General features: G+C 50.6%; 14 protein-coding genes. 7 read left to right on the plus strand and 7 right to left on the minus strand.

The window, feature by feature from the left end:
• Positions 1–71 precede the first annotated feature (71 nt).
• From H6F90_RS20720 to H6F90_RS20740, 5 genes are all read right to left on the minus strand, one after another.
• The gene (locus H6F90_RS20720) at positions 72–1,646 is read right to left on the minus strand and encodes an alkaline phosphatase (RefSeq protein WP_190554137.1); all 1,575 of its coding nucleotides are present in this window, start codon (positions 1,644–1,646) and stop codon (positions 72–74) included.
• A 183-nt stretch (positions 1,647–1,829) separates the two neighbouring features.
• On the minus strand, positions 1,830–3,038 hold the full coding sequence (locus H6F90_RS20725; protein ID WP_206756199.1) for an esterase-like activity of phytase family protein: 1,209 nt from the start codon (positions 3,036–3,038) through the stop codon (positions 1,830–1,832).
• A gap of 112 nt (positions 3,039–3,150) precedes the next feature.
• Complete coding sequence (locus tag H6F90_RS20730; RefSeq protein WP_190431390.1) at positions 3,151–3,783, minus strand: heme-copper oxidase subunit III; 633 nt, start codon at positions 3,781–3,783, stop codon at positions 3,151–3,153.
• 49 nt (positions 3,784–3,832) lie between these two features.
• Positions 3,833–5,599: a cytochrome c oxidase subunit I gene (gene ctaD, locus H6F90_RS20735; RefSeq protein WP_190554138.1), complete on the minus strand. Its 1,767-nt coding sequence runs from the start codon at positions 5,597–5,599 to the stop codon at positions 3,833–3,835.
• Positions 5,600–5,688: 89 nt separating this feature from the next.
• On the minus strand, positions 5,689–6,816 hold the full coding sequence (locus tag H6F90_RS20740) for a cytochrome c oxidase subunit II (RefSeq protein WP_190554139.1): 1,128 nt from the start codon (positions 6,814–6,816) through the stop codon (positions 5,689–5,691).
• 499 nt (positions 6,817–7,315) lie between these two features.
• Between H6F90_RS20740 and H6F90_RS20745 the strand changes: the two genes are divergently transcribed.
• The 5 genes from H6F90_RS20745 to H6F90_RS20765 all read left to right on the plus strand — a co-directional run bounded on the left by H6F90_RS20745 (position 7,316) and on the right by H6F90_RS20765 (position 12,039).
• Entirely contained in the window at positions 7,316–8,290 is a 975-nt protein-coding gene (locus H6F90_RS20745; RefSeq protein ID WP_190554140.1) for a heme A synthase, read from the plus strand.
• Between the two features lie 110 nt (positions 8,291–8,400).
• Complete coding sequence (locus tag H6F90_RS20750; protein WP_190554141.1) at positions 8,401–9,396, plus strand: heme o synthase; 996 nt, start codon at positions 8,401–8,403, stop codon at positions 9,394–9,396.
• Between the two features lie 58 nt (positions 9,397–9,454).
• Positions 9,455–10,474 (plus strand): ABC transporter ATP-binding protein, encoded by a 1,020-nt coding sequence (locus H6F90_RS20755; RefSeq protein ID WP_190554142.1) that lies wholly within the window; start codon positions 9,455–9,457, stop codon positions 10,472–10,474.
• 40 nt (positions 10,475–10,514) lie between these two features.
• Complete coding sequence (locus H6F90_RS20760; protein WP_190554143.1) at positions 10,515–11,432, plus strand: ABC transporter permease; 918 nt, start codon at positions 10,515–10,517, stop codon at positions 11,430–11,432.
• Positions 11,433–11,613: 181 nt separating this feature from the next.
• Positions 11,614–12,039 (plus strand): hypothetical protein, encoded by a 426-nt coding sequence (locus H6F90_RS20765; RefSeq protein WP_190554144.1) that lies wholly within the window; start codon positions 11,614–11,616, stop codon positions 12,037–12,039.
• A gap of 42 nt (positions 12,040–12,081) precedes the next feature.
• On the opposite strand, the gene H6F90_RS20770 is transcribed toward H6F90_RS20765, so the two are convergent.
• Both H6F90_RS20770 and hisD read right to left on the minus strand, forming a co-directional pair.
• On the minus strand, positions 12,082–14,394 hold the full coding sequence (locus H6F90_RS20770) for a bifunctional serine/threonine-protein kinase/ABC transporter substrate-binding protein (protein ID WP_190554145.1): 2,313 nt from the start codon (positions 14,392–14,394) through the stop codon (positions 12,082–12,084).
• Positions 14,395–14,532: 138 nt separating this feature from the next.
• A complete protein-coding gene (gene hisD, locus H6F90_RS20775) occupies positions 14,533–15,849 on the minus strand; it encodes a histidinol dehydrogenase (protein WP_190554146.1) in 1,317 nt (438 codons plus the stop codon).
• Positions 15,850–16,032: 183 nt separating this feature from the next.
• Between hisD and rpsT the strand changes: the two genes are divergently transcribed.
• Positions 16,033–16,338 carry a 30S ribosomal protein S20 gene (gene rpsT, locus H6F90_RS20780; RefSeq protein ID WP_190431411.1) on the plus strand — a complete coding sequence of 102 codons (306 nt, stop codon included), beginning with the start codon at positions 16,033–16,035 and terminating at the stop codon, positions 16,336–16,338.
• Between the two features lie 195 nt (positions 16,339–16,533).
• Positions 16,534–17,352, plus strand: a complete 819-nt coding sequence (locus H6F90_RS20785) for a TatD family hydrolase (protein WP_190554147.1) — start codon at positions 16,534–16,536, stop codon at positions 17,350–17,352.
• Positions 17,353–17,700: the final 348 nt, after the last annotated feature.

The raw sequence follows: 17,700 nt of genomic DNA on the forward strand, positions 1-17,700 counted from the left end.
TTTGAGTGCCAATGTTTAAGGCCGAGTGGGCGCGATCGCTTGATTGGTTTTGCTACTGTCGAGGATTCTGGTTAAATCCGTTGGGCTCCAGGTTGCCCATTTTGTACGACAAAACTCGCCAAAGTACTGACGGTCGCATCGGGAGCCAGAATGGTAGACACAACTCGGAAATCAGTCTGCCATTGCTGGGGTGTGACCTCGCAGCGGACGTAGCCCCGGAAAGCACCATCAAAAAACTTAGTGTGAGGGTTAGCAGGCAGTGCGGCGGTGACAGGTGCAATAAAGGTTTGGGGAAAATCAGAAGTGATGGAGGTGCCGACAAATTCAGTGCCGAGGGTGGCTGAGTTGGGGTTGTTGAAGTCGGCCTTCAAATCGTGAACCCAGCTAGAGTGAATATCACCCGTCAGCACAACCGGATTGCTAGGTTGGCGATTTTGAAGAAACTGGAACAGGCGTTGCCGAGCCGCTACATACCCATCCCACTGATCCATATTGAACAGTTCGGAGGTAGGTCTGGGGTCGAAGTCGAACTGAGCCAGCATCACCTGCTGAGCCAAAACATTCCAGCGCGATCGCGAACGAGTCAGATTCCGGTAGAGCCATTGCTCCTGCTTGAGGCCTGTGAGGGTTGCTTGAGTTGCAAACGCTTCTGGGCAGCGAGGTTTGAGTTCATCTCCACAAGGCTGATCGGTGCGATATTGCCGAGTGTCTAGCACATTAAATTCCAGCAAGTCCCCAAAGGCGAAGCGACGATAGAGCTGTAAGTCTGGGCCTTTGGGAAACGCAGTGGGGCGTAAGGGCATGTGCTCGTAGTACGCGCGGTAGGCGTTGGCCCGACGGCTAAGAAACGCTTGTTGGCTTTGGCCATCTTCAGGAATGGCATCGGCATAGTTGTTGTCAACTTCATGGTCATCCCAGGTGACGATCCAAGGAAAGTTGGCGTGAGCCGCTTGAAGGTTTGGGTCAGTTTTGTAGAGGGCGTGGCGGTTGCGGTAATCTTCTAAACTGGCAATTTCAGGGCCATTATGTTGTCTGGGTTTGCCTGCTTCAGGGCCGTATTCGTAGATGTAGTCGCCTAAATGCAGAACCAGATCTAGGTTTTCTTCAGCCAAATGTTTATAAGCTGTGTAATAGCCGTTTTGCCAATCTTGGCAAGAGGCAAAGGCAAAGCGCAAACGAGCGAGGCGATCGCCTAAAGCAGGGGCAGTCCGAGTGCGACCAATGGGACTAATTTCTTTGCCGACCTGAAATTGATACCAATACCAGCGATCGGGTTGCAAACCTTCTACCACTACACGCACTGAGTGGGCTAGCTCCGGGGTAGCCATTGCTGTGCCTCGCTGCACCACTTGCCGCATAGTGGCATCTGTCGCCACTTGCCATTGGATTGGCACTGGGTTGGGAATCATCCCGCCACCGTTCAGGGGATCAGGAGCGAGTCTGGTCCACAGCACTACACTAGTGGGCAACGGATCACCGGAGGCGACACCCAGACTGAAGGGATAGTCCGTAAAGCGAGGAGTTGCAATGACTCGGTTGGGTTTCTGGCTCGCGATCGCCAACCCTGCTAACGCTCCTGCTCCAATGATTAGACTACGCCGCTTCATGCGAGCGGATAGCAAACGGTCAAATTGCAAGGAATTCATTTCTCTCCTCACCCTAGTTAAAAGCAGGACTTGTTCAGCATTGGCCCGAATCATCACGACCCATAGAGCTGAAAGTGACTGCCCAGCTAGAAATAACCTATCAGTGAGGGATTAACGAGGCTTCAAGATGTCATTAAAGTCAAATTAATCAGTAACGCAGCCGAAGCAAAGGTTTGAGCCAGCTTAGGTAGAATTTTTGAGCCGAAACAAGAGCACCTGAGTTGGTTGTTCGGCTTGTAAGTGGTTATTGCTGACCAGCAGTAGGCTTTGGGCGCCATCTGGCAACTGTGGCCCCAAAGTCATCCCGGCTAAGTCACCCAGCGGAATCCCAAGCTTGTTCAAGTCTAATAGCGATCGCTTCCGAATCGGTTGAATGCCTTCTGCTCCTTGTAGACTAGCCAAACTAGAAGTGTCTGTAGCGCTGCCCATCGCCAACTGGAAAATTTCAGCAGAGGGGGTGGAGTCATCCAGGGTTTCTTCCAAGCTCAAGAAATGTCCGCCCTGGTCAAGCACCATCAGTTCTGTGAGTTGAGGGGCGATCGCACCTACGGGAGGAGCCTTGATGGGATACACATGCTCGGCAATCAGCACCGGAGGGCCTTCTCCGATCAGATAGTGAAGTAAGCGATTATTGGCGGTTTGGTTCTCTGTCTCGCGATCTTGCACCAAGGCTGATTGAGTGGCAGTGAAGATGCGAAATGGTTCTAAGTTAGCAGGGCTGACACTAGGAGCACTGATGGTGAGGGCCGAAAATGCTCCATGTTCTTGAACCCCTACGGGTGCTTCTGGCGTGCCAGTGCTAGGCAAATACCGATTGGGGATGGGCAAGCGATGCCGTAACTTGCCTGTTGCTAGATCAAACTCGCCGACTAAAGGAGTGCTTCCTGTGGCATCTAAACTGTCACTCGAAATAAAGACAGACTGTTGCGGAGACAGGGCAATGCCAGCGGGAGCGATCGCATTAGGAGCATAGGGTTGACCGTTCTCTTGCTTCAGTAGTGTCACCTGCTCCACTTCTAGCTGCTGAATTTTAGGAGCCTGCGCGTCGCTGGTATCCAGGCTGAGCTTGAAGGTGTAAAACCTGGCTGGCGCTTGCTGACTTGAATCATTAGAAACGGCATAAAAGCGATCGTGCTGGCGATCATAAGTAAGAGCTGACAAAGCTCCGACTAGGGTGTTGTCGTAAGTGGACTGGGGTAGTTGATACTCGCCCAAAAACTCTAGGGAGCGGTCTAAAAACAGTCTGGACTCGGCGGAAATCCTCGGTACACCGCAAGCAGTGAGTAAAAGGGGGATGATCAAAATCAGGGCGCTCAAGGCTCGACGGTAAGTCCTAAACGATGGGGCGATCGCTCGTAGAACTGCTGAGGCAAAAGATTGATCTTGTTTCACTGCCCATCCTCGACGCATACACAAAGCATTATCTATATTTGCTAAATTCACTAGTAATTAAAAACCCCCTGGAGAGGGGGTAAGACTGATTAAGTTTAAGGTGCAGCAGTTTCTAGAGTAGATAGAGCAGCAGAAAGAGTAGCACCCAGATTACGTCTACAAAGTGCCAATACAATTCAGCGGCTTCTACGCCAAAGTGATTTTCCTTCGAGTAGTGGTTGGGCTTGAGCGATCGCCACAGCACACCCAGCATCAGCACTAAACCGAAGCAAACATGTAAACCGTGGAAGCCAGTCAAGACATAGAAAGTACTGCCAAACAAGTTTGAAGTGAGACCAAATTCGAGATGCTTGTACTCATAGATCTGACCGCACAAGAAGACAGCTCCCATCAGAGCCGTAACAGCAAACCAAGTCCGTAGCCCTTTCACATCGTCTTTTTTGACTGCTGTATCCGCTTGGTGAATTACAAAGCTGCTAGCAATCAGAATGACTGTGTTGATGCTAGGCAAAAGTAACTCCAGCTTGGGTGTCCCTGCGGGGGGCCAACTCGGAGCCACAGCCCGGAAGGTTAAATAAGCCGTGAATAAGCCCAGGAAGATCATGCCCTCAGCAATCAGGAACACAATCACGCCTAGTAAGCGATAGTCGTGATGCTCGACACCGTGTGCCGAAACTTCTGACACTTCGGCTTGGTGATGGTAATTTAGCTCAGCTTTTGACGGATCAATCGTGGAACCTTGCATGAATCTCCAATGCCTTTAGCGCAACGACAAGTGCATTTATCTGGGTTGATCAGCGGTTGTGACTTTCGCCTTGGCGATCATCAGGATGAGCGGCAACCGCTGGATCAGGCTCGGCCCTGAGAGCAGAGCTAGGACCCGCAGATAAAGCTGGATCGCGGGCATCTGAGAACGGTACATCGACTTGAGTGGCCCGATTGCCCATCCCATAGTCGTAGGGGCCTGTCGCCAAAACGGGATCACTCTCAAAGTTTTCCACGGGCGGTGGGGAAGTCGTCATCCACTCCAAGGTCAGACCTTGCCAAGGGTTGTCAGGAGCTTTAGGACCTGCTATCCAACTCCAGCAAGCATTCACAATGAAAGGAATGGTAGAGAGCGCCAGCAAATAGGCACCGATCGAACAAATTAGGTTCAGGGTGGCGAACTTAGGATCGTACTCAGCAATGCGTCGGTTCATCCCTTCCATGCCTAGCTTGTGCATGGGCATGAAAGTGATATTGAAGCCAACCAGCATCATGGCAAAGTGAATTTTGCCCCAAGTTTCATTCAGCATCCGCCCCGTCATTTTGGGGAACCAGTGATAGAAGCCAGCGTAGATCCCGAACACGCTACCACCAAACAGAACGTAGTGCAGGTGGGCGACGACAAAGTAAGTGTCGTGGACGTGAATATCAAAAGGTACAGCCGCCACCATCACGCCGCTGATGCCACCAATCACAAACATGGAGACAAAGCCCATCGCAAACAGCATGGCGCTGTTAAGCCGTAGCTTGCCGCCCCAGATGGTAGCCAGCCAACTGAACACTTTGATCCCCGTAGGGACAGCGATCACCATTGTGGTGATCATGAAGAACATGCGCAGCCAAGCGGGAGTGCCACTGGTGAACATGTGGTGTGCCCATACGATCAGGCCCAAGAAGCTAATCGCCAAGCTGGAGTAGGCGATCGCCTTATACCCAAAGATGGGCTTGCGGGCATGGACAGGCAAAATTTCTGAGATCATGCCGAAGAAGGGCAAGATCATGATGTAAACGGCGGGGTGCGAGTAAAACCAGAACAAGTGTTGGTAAACAATTGGGTCACCGCCACCCGTCGGGTTGAAAAATGCCGTACCCGCCAGTAGGTCAAAGGCCAAGAGAATCAGTGCGCCTGCTAGAACGGGGGTAGCAATCAGCGCCAGGGCTGAAGTGGAGAGCATGGCCCAGCAGAACAAAGGCATTTGGTTATAGCCCATGCCGGGGGCCCGCATCTTCACAATCGTGACGATGAAGTTAACCGCCGCCAGGATCGAAGAGGTTCCAAGCAACAGCACGCTCATGATCCAGATTGCTTCTCCAGCCTTGCCAGCAGCCATAGTGCTGAGAGGTGGATAAGAAGTCCAACCTGAACCCGGTGCTCCGACTAAGAAGCTACTGAGCAGCAATATGCCTGCGGGCGGAATGATCCAGAAGGCGATCGCGTTCAGCCGGGGGAAGGCCATGTCTCTGGCCCCAATCAGTAGGGGCACCAAGAAGTTGCCAAAGCCACCCGTTCCTGCTGGCACGATCCACAAAAAGATCATGATCGTGGCATGGACCGTAAATAAGCTGTTGTAAACCTCACGGCTGACAAAATCGACTTCTGGCGTTGCCAGTTCGGTGCGGACGGCAGTTGCCAGGACACCACCAATTAAATAGAAGATAAACGTAGTGACCAGGTACTGAATCCCAATTACCTTGTGGTCAGTACTAAAGCCAAAATATTCGCGCCAATGGGTCACTTTAGGCTCGGAGCCGTGGGCGGGGATGTTAGCAGTTTCTTGAAGCTGTGCTTGTGTCATAGCCAATTCTCACAACAGAGAGATGCCAAGTGACAGTCTCTAAATTTCTCTGAAAGCAAAACTCAACAGACCTTGAATTTGAGCGTGATTTAGCTAGCAGCGCTACCAACAGTATCCGCATGATGCATTTGATGCATGCTATGGGGAAGTTCCTGGAGGGCTGCTGCGCTGATGCCTAAATCTTGGGTGTAAGGCGCTAAAAATTCATCGGTAGATAGCTCGGCTGGGTTAGCCGCGATCGCCTGGGTCAAGTCTGCTGATGCAGTTGCCTTCTGACTTTGAACCCAATTATCAAAGTCTCCAAGGGCCTGAACCAAGACTTTAGTTTTCATCGCACCGTGGTAGGCACCGCAAAGCTCGGCACAAATCAGGGGATATTCGCCAACTCTATTAGGCGTAAAGCGTAGTTCACTCTGCAAGCCAGGCACTGCATCTTGCTTCAAGCGAAATTCTGGTACCCAGAAGGCATGAATCACATCGTTGGCAGAGATGTTGAGCTTAACTTCGCGCCCTGCCGGGACATGCAACTCAGCCGCAACAATACCGCTGTCTGGGTAAGTAAAGATCCAGGCGAATTGCAAGCCTGTGACGTTCACCACCATTTCGGGGGCTTTGCCTTGCTTATCAGGTGTTGCCCCTACCTTGCCTGCGGTAACTCCTTCACTCGGAGCATCCTTGCGCTGAGGAATCGTTTCATTTCTAACCGCAGCTGTCGCCGGATCTTGCAGAGCCTTCTCTTGCTCTAGTTGATTGCGATTTTCTGTGGCGGGTGCATCCGTGAGGGTGGCCGCGATCGCCGCTCCAGGCATTTGAGCGATCCGCTCTGGCTTAGGAGCATGGGCAGCCGCGTGATTCATGGGATCAACGCCCCCTTCCCGCAGATAAACCTCGAAGCTATAGACCGAAATACCCAAAACAATGATGGCAGGGATCGCGGTCCAAAGAATTTCTAAGGGAATGTTGCCGTGGATGGGAGGCCCGTCTGTGTCGTCCCCCTCACGCCGTCGGAATCGAATGATGGAAACAATGAGGACTCCCTGAACCAGCAAGAAAATGCCAGTTCCGATAGTCATCATCACATTGAAGAGCCCGTCTACGAGAGGAGCTTCTTCAGAAGCTGCAATTGGCAACAAATCATGATTTTGGCCGTACCAAACACTCACGAGTGTCAGTAGAATGCCAGCAATCATGGCTGAAATAGCGCTTGGGATTTTCACGGCTAGTTAGAGAGTCCTATCAAAACTAAGTTTGAGATTAAGTAGCAACTAATTCTTTATTCATGAGTTCGGATCTCATTAAATGAGGAAATTCAACTCAGAGACTTCCCACAAAACTGAATTAATTTGCTAAATGCAAATAGGATCATCAAGCTTTATCAGTGCGATCTACCTACCAAGGTAAAGCAGGGAGTTAGGAAGATCGGTCGTCATTGTATATCTTTAGGAATTTCTTCGGGATCGCACCGAAGAGAGATGAATCAAGCGCTAGAAGTGTTTATCCTAGGTCTGAATTTTACACGGGTTTAACTTTTCAAAGTCAGATGTAACCACTCACGGCTTGCTTCACAATCCGAAGAAATTCCTAAACCTACCTCTATCTCAGGATAGCGTCCTTAAAGTAATAACTAGAGCCCTTCATCCTGAAAATCCAGTGTTAGGGTGAGGATAAGAGATGGCTTAAATCTTTGTAAATTTTGATTTTGTTAGGGTACCGCTTATGACAGATTCTGTCTTACCTCGCCACCCTGAATCAGCGACAGAGTCATCCCAGCTCATTCAATGGATCTCACGCTTTGTCAGGCGGATGGCGATCGCGACGTTGCTGTTGATGGCGATTGGCAGTGCTACCCGAGTCATGAATGCTGGATTAGCCTGCCCCGACTGGCCTTTGTGCTATGGCGAGTTGGTGCCCCGCCAGCAGATGAATCTGCAAGTCTTCCTAGAGTGGTTTCACCGCTTAGATGCTGCCCTTCTAGGTTTGTCTTCGCTCGCTTTATTTGGAGTTACTTGGTGGAATCGCCGCCGATTGCCAACTTGGTTGCCTTGGTCTGCCACGCTGGTGGTGGGCTTGATTGTGTTTCAAGGAGCGTTGGGAGGGCTGACGGTTACTGAACTCCTTCGCTTCGACATCGTTACGGCTCATTTGGGAACGGCGCTGTTATATTTCACGACGTTGCTCGTGATTCGCATGGCATTGGTGCCTTACCAGGGCACAGGCACCGTTGGCCAACTTCCCTGGTTCAGCTTGAGCGCCGCTGTTTTCGTCTATGCTCAAAGCATTTTAGGCGCGTTAGTTGGCTCTCAGTGGGCATTACACCAATGCTTTGGTGCCGCCCAGCTTTGCCAAGTCATGAACAGCCATATCGCTGGAGTGGTGCCCGCTAGTTTAGCCACCATTGCAACGGTGTGGCTCGCTTGGCGAACCCCTGCGCTCAGCCCCCTGCTGCGCCAATTTGCCAATTGGATTGCAGGTTTGTTGGTGTTGCAAGTTGCCTTGGGGATCGCTACATTTCGCTTACACCTACAAGTTGAACCGCTGACTGTGGCTCACCAAGCAATCGGTGCTGGCTTACTCGGAACGCTGGTAGCGTTTACGGTGCTGGCTCTTCGCGATCGCGCCAGTACTAAAGCCACTGAGCCAACCACCTCATCGGGACAATCCTTGCCGAGTGCTCAGTCTGAGCCTGCCTAGCTTCTTTTGTGGCAAGACCTGAAAGAAGAGGGTCAGGCCATTGATGGCTTACAAATCAGTAGGTGTATGGCCCTGCTGTTATAGCCTGCAAGTTTTATAGGAACTAAATAATGCAAGAAACGCTTTGGACTCAAGCCCCCCGCCGCAACCAAAACTTGGTTCAGGTTATTCAGAGCTACTACCAACTCACCAAACCTCGCATTATCTTGCTGCTGCTAATTACGACTGCGGGTGGCATGTGGATTGCAGCCGAGGGTCAAGTTAATCCGCTGCTCCTGCTCGTGACGCTGACGGGTGGTACTTTGGCAGCCGCTTCAGCGAACACGATCAACTGTTTATACGATCGCGATATTGACTATGTGATGGAGCGGACTCGCCATCGCCCCCTACCGTCTGGACGAGTGCAGCCTCGGGATGCGCTGATTTTCGCGATCGCCCTAGCTTCAATTTCCTTTTCTTTGCTGGTAGTCTTTGCCAATCTGCTCAGCGCCCTGCTAGCGATGTCGGGCATTTTGGTCTATGTCTTGGTCTATACCCATTGGCTCAAACGGCACAGCACCCAAAACATTGTGATTGGCGGAGCTGCGGGTGCGATCCCACCTTTAGTGGGTTGGGCGGCTGTGACAGGTGATCTGAGCTGGGCCGCTTGGGTGCTGTTTGCAATTGTCTTTTTCTGGACACCACCGCATTTCTGGGCCTTGGCGCTGATGATCCGTAAAGACTACGCGAGTGTTGGCGTGCCGATGTTGCCCGTGGTTGAAGGAGAAGCAGCAACGGCTCGGCAGATTTTGTGGTACAGCTTGCTCTTGATCCCCGTCACGCTACTGCTGGTTTATCCGCTGCATGTAATGGGCGCTGTGTACGCAGTCGTGGCCTTGCTGCTGGGTGGAGTCTTGGTTCAGAAGGCATGGCAACTGATGCAAGCTCCTGCGGATCTAGATCAGGCGCGATCGCTGTTTAAGTATTCCATTCTCTACATGATGCTGCTTTGTGCGGGCATGGTAGTTGATAGCCTACCTGTCACCCATCAACTCTTGAGTTTCTGCACTGAGCATTTGCAAGCTCTCATCAGCGCCATTCCGATGCTACAAGGTCTAACTGTTTAGAATAAAAGGAGATGCTGCTTAAACTTTAGTTATAAATTGCCAAGGAATATTGATCGCTATGCCTCCCGCTGTTCTGATTCAACACCTCCAGAAGCACTACGGTCAGGTTGAAGCGGTTAAAGACGTTTCTTTTCAGGTGGAGCCAGGAGAGATTTTTGGTCTCCTAGGACCGAATGGTGCGGGTAAAACTACTACGATTCGCTGCCTTTGCACCCTGGCGCAACCGGACGCTGGCCAAGTCGAAGTGTCCGGTGTCTTAGTCACTGAAAATCCCAGAGCGGCTCGACAGTTGCTGGGCTATGTCGCTCAAGAGGTGGCGCTGGATAAGGTTCTGACTGGACGGGAACTGCTGCAACTGCAAGCGGCGCTGTATCATTTGCCCCGGGCGATCGCTAAAGAACGAATTGCTACGGCGATCGAATTACTGGGCTTGGCAGAGTGGGCCGACAAAAAGACAGGCACCTATTCAGGTGGACTCCGCAAGCGGCTAGATTTGGCGGCAGGTTTGCTGCACCAACCGGATGTCTTGGTTCTGGACGAGCCAACGGTGGGATTAGATATTGAGAGTCGCGTGGCCGTCTGGAACTTCCTGCGTCAGTTGCGAGCAGAAGGCACTGCAGTACTGATCACTAGCCACTATTTAGAAGAAATCGATGCTCTAGCCAATCGCGTCGCCATTATCGATCGCGGTTTGGTGATTGCTACAGGTACTCCTTCTGCCTTGAAAGATCAAGTTGGTGGCGATCGCATTACCTTGAGAATTCGAGAGTTTACGCCCCTTGAAGAAGCAGAAACAGCCAGAGCCATGTTGTCAGCTTTGCCAACTGTGCAAGAAGTAATTATCAACAGCGCTCAAGGTAACTCACTCAACTTAGTAGTCGCGTCCCAAACCGAGGCACTGGGCACTGTGCAGCAAGCCTTGAAAGAAGCTGGTTTGCCTACGTTTGGCATTGCTCAAGCGCGTCCTAGCTTGGATGATGTTTACCTCGCTGCTACAGGTCGTACCCTGGTAGATGCAGAACTCGCAGCGGCAGGGAGTCGTGATCCCAAAGCCGAACGTAAACAAAATATGCGCTAATCCCTGAGCCCTAATTCCTAAGCTAACTGAGGACAGTTGAATGAGCCGTAGTGTAACTCCCCCGAAACCCAGCTTGACTTCCGAGAATACAGCCTTACCTAATCATGCTGTTGGACTAGCTGCAAAACCAGCATTGCCTCAGACCAGCGCTTTGAGCGACTTTATCCAAGAAACGTTAGCGCTGACTCGTCGCCTGTTTATTCAGTTGCAGCGTCGTCCCTCCACGCTGATTGCGGGCATCATTCAGCCGTTGATGTGGCTAGTGCTGTTTGGCGCTCTATTTCAAAACATGCCGCAGGGCTTGTTTGGGGACAGCCAAAGTTACGGGCAGTTTTTAGGGGCAGGCATTATTGTATTCACGGCCTTTGGTGGGGCGCTGAATGCAGGTCTCCCCGTGATGTTCGATCGCGAGTTTGGCTTTCTAAATCGATTACTGGTAGCACCTCTCGCTTCTCGCTTCTCGATTGTGGTAGCCTCGGCGATTTTTATCACCACGCTCAGCCTGATTCAGACAGCAGTGATTGTCAGCGCGATCGCCTTCTTGGGTGCTGGCTTGCCTAATCTTTTAGGCTTGGGTGTCGTCACCTTAATTGTGTTTGCCTTGGTTCTAGGTGTAACTGGGTTGAGCTTAGGGTTGGCCTTCGCCTTACCTGGGCACGTCGAACTGATTGCCGTGATTTTTGTCACAAATTTGCCGCTGTTGTTTGCCAGTACAGCCCTCGCCCCTCTGTCGTTTATGCCCCACTGGTTGCAAGTGGTAGCGACGCTCAATCCCCTGAGTTACGCGATCGAGCCGATTCGATATCTCTATCTACACAATGACTGGGCTTTGAGCAGTATCGTGATGCAAGCACCTTGGGGATCAGTCAGCTTGGGTGGGGCTTTATTGGTGCTCTTTGCTTTTGACCTCGTCGCTTTGTTGAGTATTCAGCCTCTGCTCCGGCGCACCTTTGCTTAACTGGTCTTGGGGCCGTTGCGAGGTCAGAGCGGCAGGGTTAGACTGTCCTTAGGTTAAGTGAACCTGTCAAACTAGAAAACAACGTAGCCTCATACTCAAGCATGGGAGCTTTTCTGGTTTCTTAGCGTCTTAAAATCTCAGTCAAAGTTTAGTAAATATTGGATTGGAGCCGAAAGGGCTTATGAAGATGCAGCCTCAGACTAAATTAGCTTCTCCTCGCTTCCAGGCTCGACTTGCCCTTGGCCTGTTACTTGGTGTTGCGCTTGCTCCTTGTCTACTGCCTCAAGCTACCCTGGCTCAAACTGCTGGGGCTGTGCAGCCGCTAGAAGATTTTCAAAATAAGGATGGGGGCACTGATCTCTTTTCTGACCGTTCTGGCAATGGTGCCTCCAGCTTGTTTGACTTGATGCATCGCGCCGCTTTCGGTGGTATGCGGAGCGCAGATGACTACGGGACTGAGCAGCAACAAAATTTAAATGATGCCGCAGCTCAATTCCGGGCAATCCAACTACAACGCCTAAAACAGCAAAATGGTCCTACCAGTCTGCCCTCGGCTCCTGCAAGGACCCTAGAAATTGCTCCTGCTACTGGCACTTCAGTTAAATAGAAGGTCCAGACTACCTTAAGGAAGTCGCCGTTCAAGCTAGCTTTAGTTGATTGGCTTGAACTGGTAAACTTGGGGCTGCTTTTTAGCCACAGGCGTAACCTGGACTAACTGCACGACTCCTTCGCGATCGCCTGTTGAAGAAAAAGACACAGCCCCTAGAGCACCTGTCGCAGTGAAGTTAGGTGTTTCTAAGGTCTGTCTGACTCCGCGACGGGAAGGATCACGTCGGATTCCTGCGACTAAAGTCTGGGTTGAGTCATTGGCAAGAGCTGTGCGCCAGTCAATTTCATGCCCCCATAGTTTCTGAGCTTGCTGTTGAAAAGGTAGGCGAGTATTACCCAAAACGTTGGAAGGGACAGCCACGATCATGCCGACTGCCGCCTCTCCCCCCACCTGTAAAGTCTTCTTGGTATAGATGCTGTCTCCGGCGAGAACGGGAAGCCGTCTGCGGTTAATCTGTACAACCTGCAAAGCGCGATCGCTCACCTGACTGGGAGCGGCCAGCATAATAACTTCTGCTTTTTGCTGAATCGCTTTCTCTACACTTTCGTAGGCATTAAAGTCAGGGCCAGCTAGATCGAACTCAGCTACGACTTTGCCGGGGGCACCATAAAACAGAGCGTTCTTAAACTCGCTGCTTAGAGATTCACTGTAACTACTATTGGAGCTGAAAAAAATAGCGACTCGTTTCTTTTGCAAGCGGGTCAGCATGTAGTTGCAAAGCGCACGGGCGGTGAAGCGATCACTGGGCATGACCCGAAAGATGTAGCTGCCTAGCGTTGAAAGTTGCACGGCAGAACTAATTGGAGCCACTATTGCCAATTGCCCTGTTTGATAAACCTTCCCAGCCGCTAAGGTGGTATCACTCGTACCATGTCCTACTACGCCTAAGACATGAGGATGATTGATTAGGTCTGTAGCAATGGCTTGAGCCGTTTCGATTTGGTTATTATCATTGGCGATCGCTACTTTCAGTGGTACTCCATTGATGCCGCCGCCTTGATTCACTTGAGTTTGAGCTTGTGCTACCCCTCGTAAAATTTCTAGAGAAGAATTCAGTGTGTCACCCAGCGGGACAGCGACGGCGATTGCATGGGCAGGCGCGGCTCCAATCCGGGCGTTGTTGAGGTAAATCAAAGTTTCTGGGTCACTGCGCTCCGCCTGGCGAGCTACTTCTAGGGCTTTTACTGCCTGCGGGTAAGCTTTAATTGCCAATGCATCTACCCCCTTTTGTTTGGCAGGTTGGCTGGTTCCTGGTGTCAGAATTTTCTCGCCCCAACTAATGTAATCAGTCGCGATCGCTGTAGCAGGGCTAGGGGTTGGAGTTGATGTTTCGACAGTTACATCGCTGAAAAGTTGAGGTAGGGGTTTTCTGAGCAAAACCGCCATCCCAAAGCTAGCAATTGTGGCAACGCCCAGCCCTAATAAAACTGATCGCAGGTGACGAAGTCGGCGATCTGGGGGATTCTCAGGCGTTGCGACCGCAGGAATAATAGGCTCGACAGGATCAGCCCTAGGCAAATCAGTAATGTGTTGCAGCGCTTGTAAAACTGCCGTTGCTGATTGGTAACGCTGATTGAAGTGATAGCGCACCATCTTGTCGATGATAGTCGCTAACTGGACACTGACCCGGGCTTGGTCGCGCCAAACAATCTCTCCGCTCTCTGGATCAACGGGAAACTGAGAAGGCCGCATTCCAGTTAAGGCTTGAACAGCGATGACCCCCAACGCATAAATGTCACTGCTAAATTGAGGCTTGCCTAAACATTGCTCACTCGCTCCATAGCCTGAGGTGTAAATGGGAACGCTTAATTGGGTTTGGCCTATGGTTTCGGCAACCTGATTAGTAATGGTTTTGACTGCACCAAAATCAATTAAAACTAATTTGCCGTCATGCTGCCGCCGAATCAAATTGTCTGGTTTAATATCTCGATGAATAACTCCTTGGGAGTGAATGTAAGCTAAGACTCCCAAAACATCTTCTAAGATGCCAATGACTTGAGCTTCTGATAACTTAGTCCCCCAAGGCAATTCCACGCTTAAAGGGTTGCCAGGTACAAACTCTTGCACCAAATAAAACTCTTCGGCTTCCTCGAAATAAGCTAAAAGTTGAGGAATTTGGTCGTGATGTCTACCTAATTTTTCTAAAGTCTCTGCTTCCGCATAAAATAAGCGCCTCACCTGTTGCAACACGTGGGGGTGCTGCGTTGCAAAGTTGAGATGCTTGAGCACGCAGGGGGGATTGCCAGGTCGCTGCATGTCTTCTGCAATGAAAGTCTGACCAAACCCGCCTGAGCCTAGAGCTTGAATAACTTTGTAGCGCGCCCCTAACAGTCTTCCTAGCATTGCATTCATAGAATACAGCAGAGTCTACTATCGCTAACCCCAAAATATGCGAGCTACGATATTGGCATTGTATTCGTTGTCAATCACTGCTGAGAAAGTTCAATCCAAGAAGCACTTTCCAGGGTTAGTAAGTAAACTTTGCTTTTTTTAGGATTGTGGGTCTATCTGCTTGGGCTTAGTTCTTAGTCGTACTGAGTCCGCATGAGAACTGAGCCCTTCCGCTGTGGCTAAAACATCCACGGCTTCTGAGACTTTTTGTAGCGCTGTAGGACTGTATTGAATCAAGCTAGAGTGCTTCATAAAGGTTTCTACTCCTAGAGGCGAGGCATAGCGAGCCGAACCAGAAGTAGGCAAGGTGTGGTTGGGACCTGCTAAGTAGTCTCCTACAGCCTCTGGTGTCGAGGACCCCAGGAAGATAGCTCCAGCATGACGAATGTGGTCAATTAAGGCCCACGGGTCTTCGACTTCTAGCTCTAAATGCTCTGGGGCAAATTCATTAGAAAGCTCAGCCGCAGTTTCGAGCGAATCCACAACAATGATTAGGCCGTAGTGAGCGATCGCCTTCTCAGTGAGCGTGCGTCTGGGATGGTCGATCAGTTGTTGCTCTACTTCCGCCACTACTTTGAGAGCCAGAGAGGAGTCTGTGGTAATTAAGATCGCTGCTGCCATTGGGTCGTGCTCTGCCTGAGCTAGCAGATCAGCCGCGATAAACACTGGGTTGGCAGTTTCGTCGGCGATTACTAATACTTCTGAAGGGCCAGCGAGGGAGTCGATACCAACGGTGCCGTAAACCAGTTTCTTGGCCAAAGTAACATAGATGTTTCCCGGTCCCGTAATCACATCTACTTTGGGAATGGTTTCGGTGCCAAATGCCAAAGCTGCGATCGCTTGCGCTCCACCCACTCGATAAATCTCTTGAACGCCTGCTTCTTGAGCGGCCACCAGTACGGCTGGGTTTACAGTTTTTTCTGGTCCTGGTGGGGTCACGATCGCAATTCTGGGTACCTGAGCGACCATCGCTGGAACTGCGTTCATCAAAACCGTACTAGGATAAGCTCCTCGGCCCCCAGGTACATAGAGCCCTGCTCGATCAACGGGTGTATAGCGCTTCCCTAAAACTACATCATCTTCACCAAACTGCACCCAGCTTTTAGGGACTCGTTGCCGATGAAACGCTTCAATCTGTTTATGAGCCAGACGAATCGCATCTAGCAACTCCTTTGATACCTGCTGGTAGGCAGCATCCAACTCTGAGCCACTCACACGTAATTCTTCAGGTTTCAGTTCTTGTTGGTCAAATTCGGCTGTGTAGTGTAGCAGGGCTCGATCACCTTGGCGCTTCACAGCTTGTAACACTTCCCGAACCGTGGCTTCTTTGTGAAACACTTGGTCGTCGTGAGTGCGATCGCAAATACGCCGTAGCTCGGTCCGTGCCTCAGTTCGCTGAGTAATAATTCGCAGCATGGAGTCAGAATGCAGTCTCTTAGGAATTACCCGTCGGAGAGCGGGTTTGACAAACCCGTACTCGCCTCTCTAGCTTAACCTGGATTTTTGAAGGATCGGAATAGGGTGAGGAGATGCTATATTGGTTTTTCTGGTATTTTATTTCATTGAAAGTAGTTGTAGAGAGTTTCCTTAGGACTGGCTGTGGCGAATATTAAGTCCGCTATTAAACGCGTCAAGATCGCAGAACGCAACCGTTTGCGCAATAAAACCTACAAGTCAGCGGTGAAAACCCTGATGAAGAAGTACTTAGCAGCTGTAGACACATATACAGCTAATCCTAGCCCTGAGCTAGAGCAAGAAGTACAACAGCACATGGCCAATGCTTACAGCAAAATTGATAAAGCTGTGAAGCGAGGTGTACTACACCCTAACACTGGGGCTCGCAAGAAATCGAACCTTGCTAAAGCTCTAAAGCGGCAAGATGCTTCTGTTTCTGCTGCTTCCTAGGCAGTCTGTAAATAGATTGTCAGCAAAAGTAGAGCTAGCTGCGAATAATTCAACTCTGGCATTGTTATAGTCTGGTGTTTAAAACGCCAGACTGTTTTGCTGAGAGGGCGCTGGCGGAAGCTTAGTGGCTGGATCAAGCCAGTCTGCTGGCAGTAAACAGCTTGTTCATCTTAAGAAGCCGCAAGCAACTCGCTTATGCAGTTGATTGATACGCACGTCCATATCAACTTTGATACTTTTCAGCCTGACTTGGAGGCTATAGCTCAGCGCTGGCGAGAGGCAGGTTTGGTTCATCTGATCCATTCTTGTGTAGAGCCAACGGAGTTTAGCAGTATGCAAGCGCTGGCTGATCGGTTTCCAGAGCTGTCTTTTGCTGTGGGTCTGCACCCCCTGGATGTGGACAAATGGACCCCTGATTCTCATTGCCAGATCTTGGAGTTGGCTACCTCTGACCCTCGAGTCGTGGCGATTGGGGAAACGGGTTTGGACTTTTACAAGGCGGAGAATCGGCAGCAGCAAACAGCTGTGTTTCAAGCTCAACTTGCGATCGCTCAAGCGCTGAATTTGCCAGTGATCATTCATTGCCGAGATGCTGCACCCGAAATGGCGCAGCTACTCAAGGATTTTTGGCAAAGCCAAGGTCCGGTTCGCGGCGTAATGCATTGCTGGGGAGGGACACCAACCGAAACTGAGTGGTTCCTAGAACTAGGTTTCTACATCAGTTTTAGCGGTACGGTGACTTTCAAAAATGCGGCTCAGATTCAAGCTTCTGCCCGTATGGTGCCTAGCGATCGCCTTTTAGTAGAAACAGACTGCCCCTTCCTAGCTCCTGTCCCCAAGCGGGGTGAGCGTCGAAACGAACCTGCCTATGTACGTTATATAGCCGCGCAAGTCGCTCATTTGCGATCGGTCTCTCTAGAAGTGCTGGCAGCGCAGACCACACAGAATGCCTGCAAACTTTTTGGTTTGTCTCAGCTACAACTGGAAGCAACTGAAGGACTCGCCATCTCCTGATCAAGCAAAAATCTCAACTGAGTCTGGAAATCTACAGGCCACAGTTAGGCTTTGCTTGCGCCATAATGGTAGAAGTGTGAATTACTTAGGTCGCTTCGTAGCTTTAGCCAATCCAATTAGACGGCTGCTGTTTGCAAACTACCTCTGCTGCCCCTGAAGTTTCAGTTCCCTGAAATCTCAGCAAGTCCATACAATTCCCTACTCTTAATTTAAAAAGTCAAGCTTGCTAGCTAAACAAGCCCCTTGGAGACTACCTTAAATCTCTCAACTGCCCACTTAATTCGCTAGACTACACTTTTGGGTCCTTCTCGTCAGGGTCCAAACTTTTCTATTGACATTTTTGTGCAG

Origin of the sequence: Trichocoleus sp. FACHB-591, assembly GCF_014695845.1 — a bacterium.
Taxonomy (GTDB): domain Bacteria; phylum Cyanobacteriota; class Cyanobacteriia; order FACHB-46; family FACHB-46; genus Trichocoleus.

What these genes read in the sequence shown, in the direction of transcription:
- H6F90_RS20730 (WP_190431390.1), bottom strand. Translation starts at nt 3,783, where the DNA reads ATGCAAGGTTCCACGATTGATCCGTCAAAAGCTGAGCTAAATTACCAT.
- hisD (WP_190554146.1), bottom strand. Translation starts at nt 15,849, where the DNA reads ATGCTGCGAATTATTACTCAGCGAACTGAGGCACGGACCGAGCTACGG.
- H6F90_RS20755 (WP_190554142.1), top strand. Translation starts at nt 9,455, where the DNA reads ATGCCTCCCGCTGTTCTGATTCAACACCTCCAGAAGCACTACGGTCAG.
- H6F90_RS20750 (WP_190554141.1), top strand. Translation starts at nt 8,401, where the DNA reads ATGCAAGAAACGCTTTGGACTCAAGCCCCCCGCCGCAACCAAAACTTG.
- H6F90_RS20745 (WP_190554140.1), top strand. Translation starts at nt 7,316, where the DNA reads ATGACAGATTCTGTCTTACCTCGCCACCCTGAATCAGCGACAGAGTCA.
- H6F90_RS20765 (WP_190554144.1), top strand. Translation starts at nt 11,614, where the DNA reads ATGAAGATGCAGCCTCAGACTAAATTAGCTTCTCCTCGCTTCCAGGCT.
- H6F90_RS20770 (WP_190554145.1), bottom strand. Translation starts at nt 14,394, where the DNA reads ATGAATGCAATGCTAGGAAGACTGTTAGGGGCGCGCTACAAAGTTATT.
- H6F90_RS20720 (WP_190554137.1), bottom strand. Translation starts at nt 1,646, where the DNA reads ATGAATTCCTTGCAATTTGACCGTTTGCTATCCGCTCGCATGAAGCGG.
- H6F90_RS20785 (WP_190554147.1), top strand. Translation starts at nt 16,534, where the DNA reads ATGCAGTTGATTGATACGCACGTCCATATCAACTTTGATACTTTTCAG.
- ctaD (WP_190554138.1), bottom strand. Translation starts at nt 5,599, where the DNA reads ATGACACAAGCACAGCTTCAAGAAACTGCTAACATCCCCGCCCACGGC.
- H6F90_RS20760 (WP_190554143.1), top strand. Translation starts at nt 10,515, where the DNA reads ATGAGCCGTAGTGTAACTCCCCCGAAACCCAGCTTGACTTCCGAGAAT.